We start from the raw sequence: 13,852 nt of genomic DNA, 5'->3' as shown, positions 1-13,852 counted from the left end.
TATTATCTCTCCTTTACCGGTAAATGAAGATTCAACCCAGCGATTAATCTTGAAATGTTTTCTTCCTTCAGTTCGTCTGGGCCAGTAATTGCTTTTATTCGTTGATCTGCACCGATCCATACATAATGAGGAAATACATTATGAGGAAACCATATCCTTGTGTTTTTTGGTTTTAGAAGAATAGGTAATGTTATTTCCCGGCCCTCACTTTTTCTTTTTTCCAGAAAGTCCATCAGGATTTTCTCAGTATCCCTTTTGGCATCATCCACTAAGATAATGGCTAGCCTATCCCCATATTTCTTTTGAAATTCCTGCATGTGGGGAGTATATTTAAGGCATGTACTACACCATGTTCCCCAGAAATCAAGAATAATAGCCTTACCCTTATAATCCGATAATTTTAAAGTTTTCGAAATATGGTTGTAAACTGAGTCGAACATAAGATCAGGAACCTTATCTCCGATTACAAAGGCTTCATTTTTAACATTTTGTTGGTATTTAAGCTGAGCATTAGCTTTAAAAAATAAGCATAGCGTAGCCATAGCGATAAATAATATCGTTTTTTTCATGATTTGTTAGTTAGTTGATTAAATGAAACTTTTCCGGTGAATCCGGAAAAAATTAAATGCTCACAGGAGGCCAAGAACCAATACTAAACCTATATTAAATTAAGCACTGCCTCCTGTAGGCACAGGGGGATCACTCAGGGTTTTTAGGCTTTAATGCATACATCCTATTAAAGGGACAGTAGCATAAGACAATTGAAAAATTTAATAAAAATTTTAGAAAATAGAGGACAAAACCATACAATCCATTCTTAAAACAATGGTTAGTTAGTTCTGAATTGTGATTGTCTATTTTCATCCTCGTATTGGTTATACGAGTCTTGGTGATTGAGTTCAATAAATGTGAGAACTACCAACCGTGGTGCAATAAAGTTTCTGACGCCTTAAGTGACACGGAATTACAGCAGTTCCCACATCTATTTCGAAATACAAATATATTGATTTCTACACATAGATATGGGTATTAAACTGCTGTCCTACGTCACGGCGTCAGAAATTGCGACCGCAAGACTCTTATTAATACCTAATTAATATATCTCAAATATACGAAAAATATCAAAAACCCTACTATAGTAGGGCAAACATTTTTTTGTTTATTCTTTACTTAGTCAAAATGGGTAAAGCGTCTGAAATAGAGCAGTTTGTAATTGATAAAGTGAGGGAAATCAGGCTTTTAAAGAAGTATGGTCAAAAGCAATTATCGCTTGAAATGGGGCTGAGCGGAAAATTTGTTGGAAACGTTGAGAGTACGAAAACCGATGATAAATACAATTTAAACCATTTAAATAAAATTGCCGAAATCTTGGAATGTTCCATAAAGGATTTTTTCCCTGATGAACCGTTCGCAGGAGACCTGGAACGAATTTACCCTAAATAAATGATCATTTAAATTGTAAATTAAACCGCTCTTCGACTATCCTTATTGTTTAATCAGTAAAACTAAATCAATGAAATAAAAGAAAAATTAAACCATCCCAAACTACCGCTTATGAAAAACAAAATCAGATGCGTCATCATTGATGATGAACGCCATGCCATTTTGCTACTCACCACTTATATCAGTTCTATTCCCAATCTTGAACTGGTCAAAACATTCAACAACCCTCTAGAAGCATTATCCGGAATATGTATTGAAGATGAGATCGACATCATATTTCTAGATATTGAAATGCCCTATCTTACTGGACTGGAACTGGCTCTCGAGCTAAAACCTAAGGTCAGGTCGATAATTTTCACCAGTGCATTTGACCGATCTCTTGAAGCTTTCGAAGTTAGGGCTACACACTATTTATTGAAACCTATCAAACTAGCCAAATTCACCCAAATAGTTGTTGGAGTGATGGAGAACGAACTCTCCTTAAAGCAACAACCTGGAAAAAATATCAAGTTTTATAAAACGGGCGAAAAGGGGAAACTTACACGATTGAAAAAGCAGGACATCCTGTACTTTGAAGGTGCAAAAAATTATGTTACAATGGTAACTTCCAAAACTGAACAACTTGTTTATCTGACATTGAAGGATGTTGAAAAAATATTCAGCAAAGATCTTTTTTATAGGGTCCATCGATCACATATAATCAATGCAAGAAAGATCCAGAAAATTGTTGGAAATACGATAAACCTTGGACAGGGCCATCAGGTTCAAATGGGCGAAACCTATAAAAAAGGTCTCATAAAATTTCTTGAAGAAAAAACTTTGCTTACCGGCCGGATTTAGCAAGATTGATCAATTAACGGTTTGCATCTGCGATGCCTCCAGTAATAGTAATGAGGATACTTGATGTAGTCGGATCAGTACCATGGGAATTTCGGTTCCCTGCCGAGCTAAAGACAAAAACTGTTTTTTTCTTCAGCCGCTTTTCGGTGCGTTTCATAGCTTTTTTTTTATGAAACTAGCCGTGTTTTAAAGCTTGAAAGAAGTTATTACACCAGCAGTATTAGAGGTTTTACCAAATTATATTATGGCCGTGATGAAGCACTTTACGATTTTACTATCCAGGTATAAAATCCACTTTCTGAGCTGGGCACTTTTCATCAGTGCCGAGACAGGTATAATCGGGTTGGCTACTGGAGTATTCGGGGATGCCAAGAGTTATATCTATCATTATATACAGAACATAGGCTTATTCTATCTATGTGCGCTATGGCTGTATCACCGGATTTTTCAGGTTAGAAATAATTGGATATGGAAGCTGCCAACTTTTTTGGGGGCCGTCTATTTTTTCTACCTATTTACGAGCTATGGCATAGACACGTATCTTCTGAAAGAAACCACTTGGTACAGTTATCACAAAATAAGCATAGGTAAACCGTATATTTTCAACCAGCTATGGAGATCGTTGATCTTTATGGGAGCAGCAGGATTTTATTACCTCTTTCTTGTGCATCTAAAAGAGATAGAGGTTCGTAAGAAAACGGAAACGGAATACTACCAGAGCATTCTTTCCGAACGCGAACTTCAGATAGAACTGGCAAACGCGAAAAACTCATACCTTAAAGCGCAGATCAATCCCCATCTACTGTTCAATGTCTTAAATTTTATCTATCAGGACGTTTATGGTAAATTGCCGAAATCAGCAGAAGCGGTTATGCAGCTTTCCGATATTATGCGTTACAGCATTAATTGTGAGTTCAGTGAGCAGACCGTCCCTTTAAAGGATGAACTGGAACAGATAGACAGGCTGATTATATTGCACCAAACCCGGTTTGAAAATGATATATGCATAAATTTTACTTATCCTGCGGAGTTGGTATCCAAGAATTTTATTCCACTGGTGCTCGTAACGCTGGTAGAAAACATCTTTAAACATGGTATTTTTCAGGACCCTGAAAATCCGGCCAATCTTGATATCGGCCTGATAAATGACCAGATCGTAATTACTTCTAGAAATCTTCTCAATAGAAAAAAAACGTCACAAAGTATGAATAAGGGACTGGATAATATCAGACAGCGGCTTAAACTGATCTATGGTAGTAAGGCATCAATGGAATACAGCACTTCTGAAGGGATATTTGATGTACGGATTATCGCTCCCCTATTAGATTGATTTATCAGGAACCTCCATCTGTCAATAATACATTAAAAAACACCACACCATGAAAAAATATATCATACCCACCGTTTTATTTTTGCTTCCATTTTTTGCAAGTGCGCAATTGCCCGCAACCCGGGTAATTAACTTTACCTTGCGGACGGTCGAAGATGGGCTTATCCTGGTACCACCAAAAGGAAAATATAATCCTGTTACCGATAGTCTTGATAAGGTTCTGAAAAAATCACCAAAAGACACAACCGCCCTCCTCTACCGATCACTGTTATATTATAGTTATAACCAGATGCTTGCTGCACCCGCGCAAAGGACTAAGGGAACTTTAGAGAATCTGACAATAGCAAAAGATATGATTGAGCTGGCAATCAAAGAAAAAATACTTGATTCACGTGCGAAACTCTTACGTGCACAGATCTATAGCGAACTTTGTTTCAGGTTTAGTGGGGATGAAAGCTGGATGTTCAGTGCCACACAAATTGCATCAAGAAAAAAGCTGTTCAACACATATAAGTTAGCTGCGAACAAATATTATGATGAACTTGGCATAGCTGATAAGAACCATGCCTACGAATATTCCAAGAAGAAAGTGAATTACAATTATCCTTTATGATATTATGCTTTCCCACATTCTATTGCATTGCTAATTTTCACAAATTATCGTGCTGGATTATGATCTAAAATTGGCAATATTTTAAATATCACAAAGAAGGTTTTTATTAACTAAACAAAAAACCACTGATGCTGATCAGTGGTTTTTATCCCAAAACAGTTATTGTTTATTTTTCGCTGTTTTTCTTTTCTGTTACTTCAGTTCTGATATCCTGAGCTAAAACCTTTAAGTCCTGCATTGCTTTGCGCACCCGTGTACCGGCAGCTGCATTTCCATTGTCATAAAATTTTGCAACATCAGCCTCAACTGAAGCGATCACTTCCTGTACTTTTTTGAATTTATCCATTACTTTTCTTTTTTTGCGGTCAAAGACCTCACTGTTAATTGTTTTATCTTTCAGAATTGATTCCAGGGCCAAAACTAAACATTTCATCCAAAAAACCAACGGCCGACAAATGTCACTATTATGTGTATCACGGGTAAACTGATTTTTTCACACGGCAGTCTGTTTAGCCTTGAAATGTGGGGGGCAAAAACAGCTGCCGAAAAACGGGCGGGCGTAGCCCGCCGCCGGGCGATTTGGAATAAGTTTATACCGCTATCGGCTGTGATCTGAAACCTCCCAAACTGAGAAAACACCCTCTGTGTTCTATGATGCCCACCCTTAGCATCTGCCACAAAAGAGATGCGGCCATATTCACGAGTGCAGAATTTATAAAAAGATCCTGCTTTCCAAGGGCTTCGGCTAAAGAGCAGCTTGGTTGATTATCCAGTTCTTCTCCATTCTCTAACATTACTTTATACTCATTTACCATAGAAGGTAGCATTCCAACTGTCTCGAAAGTTAAAGATTTAGCTTGCTTAATTTCTCCAACGGTGGATAGCACAGCCTGTCCCGAATCCCTGCCATTACCAAGATCAAGCAGATAAATAGCGGAATCACGATCAATGTGGTGTTCTTTCCCCGAATGGAGACTTTCTTCTATTTCAAGCCTGGCCCCAATAGTATCAACGCAAGAAACGGTAATATTAGCCAAACGTTTTTTCGCAGTGCTTATATTATACCCGTAGGGCATAGCCTTCCAATCCGTCCCAAAAAAACGGTTAACACGGTTGATGAGTGCAACTCCTTTATTCAATCCTATCTCATTTTCGGTAAAAAGCTGCCTTGCGAGATTGGCTCGCTGAACTGTATCATGGTCAAATACGTAAACATTCAGCCCTGCATGCCCAAGCACATTTAGAGCATGGTTGATCCTTGCAAGGGCTGTAAGCATCTGACTGCCACTTCCTCCTGCACCGATCAGGTTAACTGAAATAGGATTGGTAGGATTTAAGAGGTAAGGGTAAACAATGTGTACCCGTTTTTTTATGCCATTCATGATAGGATATCTTTAAGTTTTCTGCCATTTTTTTTGAGTATTGAAATAGGAAAATCTGTGACTTTGCCAACCTGCCTTTTCCATAGCTGCACGATGTTACCTTTTACTGGTGAAACCTGCTCTAATAGATGGCTAAAAGCCGATCCGAAAAAATACTTTTCCCACTCCGCCATAAACCGCTCCAATCTACAGTCCTTTGGCACATTGATGTCCACATTGCCCATACATACCCTTCCATCTATGTAACAATTGAAAAAGGGGGCGAAGTATAACGGTGCAGATAAATCAGGTCTGTTTTCTTTGCCCAACGCCCAAACCCACAAATGATTTTTGGTAGCCCTCCACAAAAGGGGCGGCAACATGGCTTCTCCGTCACCGATGCCAAGTTCCTTTTTAAAAAGTAGATGCTGCCTGCACCTTGGAGTAAACCAAACTGCACAACCGTCTCCTGCGGAACTGAAGTAAAGAATATTCTCGGGAATAAGCCCCTCGGGCTGTAAAAAAGCAGTATGTTTTTCTTTATCACTTTTTTTAAGTGATTCCGCTAGTTGCCTGCTCTCCTTTATTGACAACGGATGGGCATTTATTGGTCTGCCTAAGCTGTCCATATCATAACTCTCTACATAATGACTGCCTTCGGCCTGTGACGAGTAGAACAGCAACGCTTTATAAGGCATAAAAATCTGATCAAGAAGTGGTGTTATATTTTTCATTGTGAAAGTCATTTAGATTATCGGATATTTCATTTAAAAGATCAAAGAACTCCTTTTCAAAAGAAAGGTCGTGAACAGGCTGATCCTGCTGCAAATCGAAAAACTGAACGCTTAACGGTTCATCGATAGAATCAAACTCGTTAAGTTCTGCATTGACACATTCAATAATTTGATCGTATAAATGATCAGAATTACTCCACATAAAGGAGATATACTGGTCGGCCATGATTATGTTTTCCCCATCATTACCCTTACAAAACTGATCACCATAAATACTGTCCATTATTGAGCGGTTAGGGTAATCATTCATCATTTTACATACCCTTTGGGCAATGCGGTGAAGTGTGATTTCTGCACTGGTTTTAGGAATGAACTGCTCTTGCCTTTTTTTTAAGGTTTTTAAATTCACCGGATTTTTGAGCCTTTCCAACAACTTTAACCCCTTTTTACGGCTCTGCAAAATCTCATTAAGATAGACTTCCTGTTGACCTAATTCTTCGAAATACTCCGGTTCGCTGCTCCACTCTGTTACATTATCGTAGATATAATATAGATAGCTGCTATCTTCTTCATGATAGGGAACTCCTCCTATCTGATAAAGATATGCGCAGACCGATAACAGCAGTTCAGCCGTTTCCTTTCGGGCTTTATCTGCCAGTAGAGTATTGAGCGGTTCAACTGGCAGATAAAAAAGGGTCATCCCTGTATCAAACTGCTTAACTGTAGTTAAACATGCAAGGCTTTCCTCGATGGATATAATCTTAAGGGAAAGGCTATCATCCAATAAGGCCATTTTTTTGTTCAGTTCAGCGAATGCCAATGCTATATTTTGCGGATATGGACTTTGATTATGGTAATCTATTGCAATACCATATAAGGCACACAGATTTTTAGCGGACTGAAAAAAATCCTTTTCAAATTTCCTCCAATTTTTCAGTTCATGGGGGTAGCTTTTAAGTACAGGTAAGAAATGGTGGTTTAAAAAACCATTTCCGTTAAAATCGGGGGTGCAGGCTTTTTCGGATTGTTTTTTATATCCGATAGATCGGGCGTGCGGTCTAGGTTCTGCGCAAAGCTTGCTAGCTGTTGGTGCAGGTAGTAAGCTTTGGAGTGTGGTGTAGTTCTGAAACATTTTACCCTCCTTTTCATAATTATCCCTTGGTGCCGAGTGTGGTGATAAATCTATATTGCATTTCGTCACCAGTTATTTCGGGGCCTTCAATTTTTGCAGTTGTCAAGATCGGGTAAGTTCCCGAGTAAAAATCCATGACCTGCTCGGGGCTGAATGCTCCCGAGGGGTCGGATAAACGGATGTCCTGTTCCCTAGCTTTAAGAACAAATACCCTTGGCAATATCGTTGCTGTCATCATAACATTATTTTTATGCGTTTACAATAAGGTCAGCTGTTTGCTTTTCCATTCCAATTCTTTCCTCAATTTCTCGATCTCCGCCTTTTTTTCGGGAAAACTTTCTACAACAGGGAGCAGGGCGAGGGCTTCCGAATACTTACAGCCTGCATTGAGTTTGTTGATTTCCGACAGGATGTCCTCAAATTTTGGCCTATCTTCGGTTGACTCGTGTATACTTTCAGTTGCCCCCTTTTTATCGGCAGATTTTTCGATCTTCGGTTTTACCATAATCTTGGCCTTTGCATCCTCAAGCCCTTTATTGTAGGCAGTAAGGTTGGCGAAGAGGTTCTTTGTTTCTTCGATTGGGTGAACAAGGGCATCGAAAATCCCCTCATCAATCTCCTGTGGAGTTCCCCTGTAGACCATCGGCGGGAGTGTGTTTTTATCGTCTCTATTTCCCCCATCTTTTACCACAACCGAAACCACCACTTCGTTTTCTGTTGAAAAGCTTACGTTGAATATCCATACTCCTGTACTATGCAGGCGTTGTATGGCCTGAAAAAAATTAGTCCTCATGACCTGCCCCCCTTGTCTTTACGCAGGGCTATGCCCCTGCTCCGTGAAATAGTATGGTAACCGTTCTGCGCGATTACATCCCTGATAATATTTTCTGCATGACGGATACGTACTGCATCCCCTGCTGAAATACCCATAAGGGTAAGATTTTCAAAATGCTTTAAAGTCTGTGCGATTTCCGCAAGCACCCTTCGTTCTGTTTTTTCTGTCAATATGCTCATGATAAGTGTTTTTTATGGGAGCGGAAGAACCGCTCCCGATGATTTAATTTAACTGAAAGTCTACATTGCCGTTTTTCCCAAGGTCAAGGCAAAGGTCAAAGGCTGACTGTCCCCTCTGCTTTGCTGTTCCCTCAATGATGGATTTAAATTTCGCCTCGCTGTCCTTGAATTTTCGGGCATTCTGATAATAGCCCGTCACGGCATTATATGCCCCGAAAAGGGTGCCTTTGGCGGTATCGATCAGCTGTGATGGTGCGCTCATCGCATAGCTGTAAACGTCATCCACAATATTTTTATAAACACTCGAAGCTTCATCCAGTAATCCCCTTTGCAGTTTGTCCAACACCTCTCTATTTGGAGCCATTGCAACCTGTACCAGTTTTTTAAGGTCTGCATCGGTGATACGCACCTTTGCCCAATGGTTGAAAATCTGCTCCATTTCATCACCTATTCTGCCCGAAATACCCATAAGCGTGTGTGCCTGTTTTAAACGGTCGTTTGCACCCGAAGAATGACGGATTCGGATTGAACTGCTTGAGTTTTTTATGGCAGCATTAAGCGTGTTATTGCATACAATTCTTACAGGGGTAAAGGCAGCTGTAATGCTTCCAAACCCATCGTGAGAGGTGGTGAGAAATAAATATTGTTCAATAAGATCATCTTTGCCCACTTTGATATAGGAGGGCAGTTTGGCGGTGATAAAAATTCGCTCACCTTTTCCCAAAGCCCCTGCGGTTTCATAAAGGATACCCTCGCCTCCCCCAACAATGCTATCGAAGAAAGAAAATGCCTCTGTATTCTGAACTACTTTATAATCCCTGCCCACCACTCCGAGGACTTCCTCTGTATCTGTCCGTACTGTAGAATAAAAATTCGGCACTAATATATCGGGCATAAAGGCATCATTCAGCCCCCCTGCATCTTTGCTCTGAAAAGTAACGAGGTTACGGGAATCAACAGTAAATAGCGGACGTTTCTCTACGTTATAGTCCAAACCCGCAAATTTTAGCGCTTCCGCTGAAGTGGGATAAGATTCCACTATTATACCCAACCCGTGCCAAGCTTTTTCCTTTACCGAAAAAAAACTGTATTTATCTGTTCTGCTGTTATAATTAAGGTTATGTGCCATGATAAAAAATTCTTAAATAATTAATGATGAATAAATTGTCTGTAACTGTAGTATTAAAGCTAAAAGGCTTAAAAAGGCAGGTCACCCTCTAGCCCGTCGAATGTGTCCGTAGGCACAATTTGGACACCCACCCCTTTTACATTTTCTCCTGCTGAACCGTTAGGATTTCTACTGCTAACGGTAGCGCCTTTATTTCTACTGCTGTTACTGCTAACTGTGACAACAGCCCCTAACAGTTTTACCTCGGTAGTATGAAAGGTAAGCGAAGCTTTTGCCTCACCGCCCCCATTGATATAGGCATTTACGCCCACTCTGCCATAAATCTGAACCCAACCTCCTTTTTTTAGGTATTCTGCAATACCTGTGTTCAACCAGTATGAACAGTCAAAAAATGTAGTAATCTTCTTTTGTTCGCCACCACTGCGGTAGCTGTCATTAATTGCAATTGAAAAGTTGACCACTTTCCGTTCTCCGTTCAACGTCTTTACCGTTGCATCTCCTGTTAATCTTCCTGTAATTTCCATGATCAAAAAATTTTAAGTTTTACTTTGTTTTTGTTTCCTTTCCCTTTTTCCAAAAAATCTTTTCAAAAGAAAAAACGGAAAAAAAGAAAGTCCGGAAAAACGGGTGCAGAGAAAACGGAGAGCTATAAGTCCCGGAGGGTGTTCTGGCACAGCCAGAACATTATGCGCTCGCAGAGAAAGGAGCGCCCGAAATTCACGGCCTTTTTATCCGTTTCGATTGGAAAGATTCAAACGAAGATTAACATACTGCAGTCTATCTATGAATACCACTATGTTCTTGGAGATGGTTTACTAGCAATAGCGAAAATCATCTAAATAGAAAAATGAGCAATACCTGTTTGATGTAACATTTAAATTCGGATATTGCAAAAAAACTAATTAAATGGAATTATTACGCTCTCAACTTAATGAACTATATACTTTAATCGTAGATACGGGATATTTTTCCCCAACCCAGTTTGATAAGTCAGCAACAGGTACTGAATTTCGGCTTACAGGAACAGCTTTTTATTTTAAAATATTTGAGAATAGTGGATATGCGAACTCTTTAATAGTTAATTTTTCACCCGGCGAAATACTTTATAAAGATGCATCCTCTTCTATCGTTTGGAAAGATGTAAAAGAATATTTTAAAAAATGGCTAAAATACCTAAAAAGAGAAGTTTCGTCTCCAGATAAATGGGGACGCGCGTTTGATGAAGCACAGTATCTAATAGGTGGTACAGTCGATCAAAATTTGCATTTCACTCACGATGAATATTTGTTAATATCTTCTCAAATTCAAACTATAAAAACATCTTTAGATCGAATTCCGTTATTGCAAGAACAAACTATTGCTATAAAAAATCAGCTCGATCATCTGTTGGAATTAACCGCCCAGCTTAATAAATTTGATTGGCAAAATTTATTGATCGGTACTATCATCAGCATAGTGGTCCAACTTGGTGTGTCCAAGGATAATGCGGTACTTCTTTATGAGTTGATTAAAAATACGTTTCACAAAATATTCCTCAAATAAATCTCATACTTATTGTTAGAATTACCAAGAAGAAATATATAAAACAAAGATGCCACTGCCAGCCTTTGAACGATTGTTTGCAAAACAAAAATTAAAACCTAATCCAAAAAATTAGATAATTTGTATAAATAAAATGGATGCTCAAGAAATTGTAATAGTTGATATTGTTTATAGAGCATATTATCATGCCTATCAAAAAAATGAAATGAGGGGTATAGTAGATATTGCAAATGAAAATGGGCTTTCACTGGAGGATGTTAAAAGATCAATTTTATTTCTAGAAGGAGAAAATCAAATAAAATTCGACAATAAAGGTTATGACCCCGTAAAAAGTGGTGCAGTTTATAAATTAACTAAATCTGGTTATTCATGGTTTGCCAAAACTTGTTATGAAAATGAATTATTAAATAGAACCAAACCACCAGTAACAACGAGAAAGAATCAAATGAAAATTTTTATTTCCCATGCAAGTTCCAATAAAAAATATGGATCTGCTCTTGTAGAATTGCTCCTCGGTATAGGTATTAAGGATGAACAGATCGTTTTCACCAGTAATCCTGCTTATGGTATTCCTATTGGAAATAACATTTTTAATTGGCTAAAAACACAAATTAGTGAAGAAAGTTTTGTAGTCTACTTATTGTCACCCGACTACTATAAAAGTATCGCTTGCTTAAATGAAATGGGTGCGAGTTGGATTGTTGAGAATGAACATGCTGCCATTTTTCTACCTGGCTTTGATTTGTCAGATAAATCCTTTCAAAGCGGAGCTATTGATCCGCGGGAAATAGGTTTTTTTATAAATGACGAAGATCGCTTGACTCAATTTTGCCAAATGTTGGAAAAATATTTTTCAATCACTACGAACTATGTGATCTTGGCACAACGCATTAAAAAATTCCTTAGTGAAATAGATGCGTTAGCTGGGGAATTAGAGCCAGTGAAGGCAGAAAAAGCACCAAGTAGCGAAAGAACTAAATCTGAGGTGACAGAAATAGAACGATCTTTACGCGAGGGCGTTGAGTTGAAACGTAAAATAGACGACATACCAATTATTTCTGGAACATATGGACTTTCCAAGCAATCAGAAAAATTTCTAAAAGACATTTTAGCCGACAAAGCTTCGGACGCAGAGTTATTAATGCTCAACTACATCATTTCCAGAGCTAAATTCAAATTAGGTGTCGGGTGGCAGATGCAACATGAAATAAGCACTATTAACGATTGGGAAGATGTTGTTGAACTAAATCACATGCTTTCCAGGGACTACGAAACTGTGATTAGAAAATTTGATATTAGAGGCCTAACGGAGGTTTCAGCAGTTACAAGTTATGACAATCCCAAAGAGGTTAGTTTAAAGAATGATTTGGCTAAATACATGCTTAATTTACCTCAAGACTTGGTCGACAAAATAGAGGATTCCGTAAATCGGAATAGGAAATCTGGAAATTCTGTCGTGGAAGAACTTGATGATCTACCTTTCTAATTTAAAGATGATCCTGAATTGCATTCCAAACTCACACATATGTAAAGGGCCCAAGTCGATAAAATAGAATTCTATTCTTCTTATGAATGCTAGAGGCACCTATTAGCACCAGAGATTTGTTATAACTGTCGTAGTTTTCTATAGTTACTAACAGGAAATGTATTTTTCCTGCAATGAGCCATTCAATAATATTGCGATAAATTGAAAAGCATGAAAAGCTATTTATTCTGATTTTGGGGTTGTTTTTTTTGCATATTTAACACCAGTTGCCCCAACGCTGAACGCTTTTGTAGGACTAAGGTTTATTCGGTTTACCAACTTATCTCTTTTAGCGAAGCAAGATTTGGTTCCGATAACTTGCCCCGTTTTGCTGATTAGGTAGGTAAACTCCCATTTCCCTTTAGTATTGTAGATAAAGTAAATCTCTGAAATATCAATTTTACTTTTTAAATCCTGCACTTTCTGGTAAATTTTAACCAGCTTCTTGTCTGTAATTGAATTAATAACCGTGCTCGAGCTGTCGGATTTGATTTGCAATTCTATATATGGCTCTCCAGGTATCTCAAAGATAGTCAATAATACCTTATTTTTTGGAATCATACTATTCCTAGTGATTTGTATTGCGTCAGCAACTTTCACGAGTAACTTCTTTGATAAACCATAGATATCTTCACCAATTCCTTCCGCGATCTTCTCGCCAAGCTTAGACATTAGTGGCTTTACAAGTGGTTTGAATAACATATAATATCCAGCGAGTGTAATAACAAGTTGCGGGTCAGGAAGTAAGCTTTTCCGCATTGAAGTATCAAGGCTGGCTTCTCCATCAAACAAATCCATTAATGATTTTCCGGCTCTTTCAAATGATTCAAACGATTTGAAATTGTTCTTATCAACTGTAATGCAGATTTGAGTGATTTCTTTGTTTCGGCCGACCAGCATAAGCGGTATTCCTGAATCCTCTACGACCAATTCGTCATCCCACTCAACCATTTTTCTATTTGCGAAAACGATGGGCTCAGCCAATGCATGATGAATCTGTCCTGCTTGCTTAACTTCGGCATTATCTAAATAACCCAATGGCGGCAAGTCACGACGATGATTAGCCAGATAGCGAAGTTTTAGGTTGCCGTTTACTACATTTACATAATCTTGAAGTTGCTCTAACCCGATGTAATCGCCGTGTTTGTCTACTGTAGTTGATCTTAGAATTGTTTTCTGTGTCATTTTA

At 38.5% G+C, this 13,852-nt stretch carries 17 protein-coding genes; 6 read left to right on the top strand and 11 right to left on the bottom strand.

Going from position 1 to position 13,852, the window contains the following annotated elements:
- Positions 1–2: 2 nt before the first annotated feature.
- On the bottom strand, positions 3–569 hold the full coding sequence (locus ACTJKC_RS04010) for a TlpA family protein disulfide reductase (RefSeq protein WP_090985812.1): 567 nt from the start codon (positions 567–569) through the stop codon (positions 3–5).
- A gap of 610 nt (positions 570–1,179) precedes the next feature.
- Here ACTJKC_RS04010 and ACTJKC_RS04005 point away from each other — a divergent pair.
- From ACTJKC_RS04005 to ACTJKC_RS03990, 4 genes are all read left to right on the top strand, one after another.
- Complete coding sequence (locus ACTJKC_RS04005) at positions 1,180–1,443, top strand: helix-turn-helix domain-containing protein (RefSeq protein WP_090985814.1); 264 nt, start codon at positions 1,180–1,182, stop codon at positions 1,441–1,443.
- A 111-nt stretch (positions 1,444–1,554) separates the two neighbouring features.
- Positions 1,555–2,283 (top strand): LytR/AlgR family response regulator transcription factor, encoded by a 729-nt coding sequence (locus ACTJKC_RS04000; protein ID WP_090985817.1) that lies wholly within the window; start codon positions 1,555–1,557, stop codon positions 2,281–2,283.
- Between the two features lie 193 nt (positions 2,284–2,476).
- On the top strand, positions 2,477–3,613 hold the full coding sequence (locus tag ACTJKC_RS03995) for a sensor histidine kinase (protein ID WP_440790415.1): 1,137 nt from the start codon (positions 2,477–2,479) through the stop codon (positions 3,611–3,613).
- A gap of 49 nt (positions 3,614–3,662) precedes the next feature.
- Complete coding sequence (locus tag ACTJKC_RS03990; RefSeq protein ID WP_090985821.1) at positions 3,663–4,226, top strand: hypothetical protein; 564 nt, start codon at positions 3,663–3,665, stop codon at positions 4,224–4,226.
- A gap of 166 nt (positions 4,227–4,392) precedes the next feature.
- Here the strand turns inward: ACTJKC_RS03990 and ACTJKC_RS03985 are convergent, their stop codons facing one another.
- The 9 genes from ACTJKC_RS03985 to ACTJKC_RS03945 all read right to left on the bottom strand — a co-directional run bounded on the left by ACTJKC_RS03985 (position 4,393) and on the right by ACTJKC_RS03945 (position 10,120).
- Positions 4,393–4,572, bottom strand: a complete 180-nt coding sequence (locus tag ACTJKC_RS03985) for a histone H1 (protein WP_090985931.1) — start codon at positions 4,570–4,572, stop codon at positions 4,393–4,395.
- Positions 4,573–4,816: 244 nt separating this feature from the next.
- The gene (locus ACTJKC_RS03980) at positions 4,817–5,608 is read right to left on the bottom strand and encodes a PRTRC system ThiF family protein (protein WP_090985823.1); all 792 of its coding nucleotides are present in this window, start codon (positions 5,606–5,608) and stop codon (positions 4,817–4,819) included.
- Complete coding sequence (locus tag ACTJKC_RS03975) at positions 5,605–6,321, bottom strand: hypothetical protein (RefSeq protein ID WP_090985825.1); 717 nt, start codon at positions 6,319–6,321, stop codon at positions 5,605–5,607. The genes ACTJKC_RS03980 and ACTJKC_RS03975 overlap by 4 nt, the downstream gene beginning before the upstream one ends.
- Positions 6,296–7,141 (bottom strand): hypothetical protein, encoded by an 846-nt coding sequence (locus ACTJKC_RS03970; protein ID WP_440790412.1) that lies wholly within the window; start codon positions 7,139–7,141, stop codon positions 6,296–6,298. The genes ACTJKC_RS03975 and ACTJKC_RS03970 overlap by 26 nt, the downstream gene beginning before the upstream one ends.
- Before the next feature lie 331 nt (positions 7,142–7,472).
- The gene (locus ACTJKC_RS03965) at positions 7,473–7,691 is read right to left on the bottom strand and encodes a PRTRC system protein C (protein WP_090985829.1); all 219 of its coding nucleotides are present in this window, start codon (positions 7,689–7,691) and stop codon (positions 7,473–7,475) included.
- 18 nt (positions 7,692–7,709) lie between these two features.
- Positions 7,710–8,246 (bottom strand): PRTRC system protein E, encoded by a 537-nt coding sequence (locus tag ACTJKC_RS03960; protein ID WP_090985831.1) that lies wholly within the window; start codon positions 8,244–8,246, stop codon positions 7,710–7,712.
- Positions 8,243–8,467, bottom strand: coding sequence for a hypothetical protein (locus ACTJKC_RS03955; protein WP_090985833.1), 225 nt, complete (start codon positions 8,465–8,467; stop codon positions 8,243–8,245). Before ACTJKC_RS03955 ends, ACTJKC_RS03960 begins: the two co-directional genes overlap by 4 nt.
- Before the next feature lie 43 nt (positions 8,468–8,510).
- The gene (locus tag ACTJKC_RS03950) at positions 8,511–9,596 is read right to left on the bottom strand and encodes a DUF932 domain-containing protein (RefSeq protein WP_090985835.1); all 1,086 of its coding nucleotides are present in this window, start codon (positions 9,594–9,596) and stop codon (positions 8,511–8,513) included.
- 68 nt (positions 9,597–9,664) lie between these two features.
- Complete coding sequence (locus ACTJKC_RS03945) at positions 9,665–10,120, bottom strand: single-stranded DNA-binding protein (RefSeq protein ID WP_090985837.1); 456 nt, start codon at positions 10,118–10,120, stop codon at positions 9,665–9,667.
- A 382-nt stretch (positions 10,121–10,502) separates the two neighbouring features.
- On the opposite strand from ACTJKC_RS03945, the gene ACTJKC_RS03940 reads away from it, so the two are divergent.
- Entirely contained in the window at positions 10,503–11,138 is a 636-nt protein-coding gene (locus ACTJKC_RS03940) for a hypothetical protein (protein WP_090985841.1), read from the top strand.
- Positions 11,139–11,271: 133 nt separating this feature from the next.
- Complete coding sequence (locus tag ACTJKC_RS03935; RefSeq protein ID WP_090985843.1) at positions 11,272–12,624, top strand: toll/interleukin-1 receptor domain-containing protein; 1,353 nt, start codon at positions 11,272–11,274, stop codon at positions 12,622–12,624.
- 222 nt (positions 12,625–12,846) lie between these two features.
- Here the strand turns inward: ACTJKC_RS03935 and ACTJKC_RS03930 are convergent, their stop codons facing one another.
- Positions 12,847–13,848: a hypothetical protein gene (locus tag ACTJKC_RS03930; protein ID WP_090985846.1), complete on the bottom strand. Its 1,002-nt coding sequence runs from the start codon at positions 13,846–13,848 to the stop codon at positions 12,847–12,849.
- Between the last annotated feature and the right edge of the window lie 4 nt (positions 13,849–13,852).

Origin of the sequence: Pedobacter sp. 22226, from assembly GCF_052045455.1 — a bacterium.
Lineage (GTDB): Bacteria > Bacteroidota > Bacteroidia > Sphingobacteriales > Sphingobacteriaceae > Pedobacter > Pedobacter jeongneungensis.
Note: the sequence above shows the minus strand (reverse complement) of the source record. Positions and strands in the feature narration are given on the sequence as shown.

Excerpts from the sequence above, each read along its gene's own strand:
- ACTJKC_RS03960 (WP_090985831.1), bottom strand. The coding sequence starts at position 8,246 with ATGAGGACTAATTTTTTTCAGGCCATACAACGCCTGCATAGTACAGGA.
- ACTJKC_RS04010 (WP_090985812.1), bottom strand. The coding sequence starts at position 569 with ATGAAAAAAACGATATTATTTATCGCTATGGCTACGCTATGCTTATTT.
- ACTJKC_RS04005 (WP_090985814.1), top strand. The coding sequence starts at position 1,180 with ATGGGTAAAGCGTCTGAAATAGAGCAGTTTGTAATTGATAAAGTGAGG.
- ACTJKC_RS03950 (WP_090985835.1), bottom strand. The coding sequence starts at position 9,596 with ATGGCACATAACCTTAATTATAACAGCAGAACAGATAAATACAGTTTT.
- ACTJKC_RS03975 (WP_090985825.1), bottom strand. The coding sequence starts at position 6,321 with ATGAAAAATATAACACCACTTCTTGATCAGATTTTTATGCCTTATAAA.
- ACTJKC_RS03955 (WP_090985833.1), bottom strand. The coding sequence starts at position 8,467 with ATGAGCATATTGACAGAAAAAACAGAACGAAGGGTGCTTGCGGAAATC.
- ACTJKC_RS03980 (WP_090985823.1), bottom strand. The coding sequence starts at position 5,608 with ATGAATGGCATAAAAAAACGGGTACACATTGTTTACCCTTACCTCTTA.
- ACTJKC_RS03940 (WP_090985841.1), top strand. The coding sequence starts at position 10,503 with ATGGAATTATTACGCTCTCAACTTAATGAACTATATACTTTAATCGTA.
- ACTJKC_RS03930 (WP_090985846.1), bottom strand. The coding sequence starts at position 13,848 with ATGACACAGAAAACAATTCTAAGATCAACTACAGTAGACAAACACGGC.
- ACTJKC_RS03945 (WP_090985837.1), bottom strand. The coding sequence starts at position 10,120 with ATGGAAATTACAGGAAGATTAACAGGAGATGCAACGGTAAAGACGTTG.
- ACTJKC_RS04000 (WP_090985817.1), top strand. The coding sequence starts at position 1,555 with ATGAAAAACAAAATCAGATGCGTCATCATTGATGATGAACGCCATGCC.
- ACTJKC_RS03965 (WP_090985829.1), bottom strand. The coding sequence starts at position 7,691 with ATGATGACAGCAACGATATTGCCAAGGGTATTTGTTCTTAAAGCTAGG.
- ACTJKC_RS03990 (WP_090985821.1), top strand. The coding sequence starts at position 3,663 with ATGAAAAAATATATCATACCCACCGTTTTATTTTTGCTTCCATTTTTT.
- ACTJKC_RS03985 (WP_090985931.1), bottom strand. The coding sequence starts at position 4,572 with ATGGATAAATTCAAAAAAGTACAGGAAGTGATCGCTTCAGTTGAGGCT.
- ACTJKC_RS03935 (WP_090985843.1), top strand. The coding sequence starts at position 11,272 with ATGGATGCTCAAGAAATTGTAATAGTTGATATTGTTTATAGAGCATAT.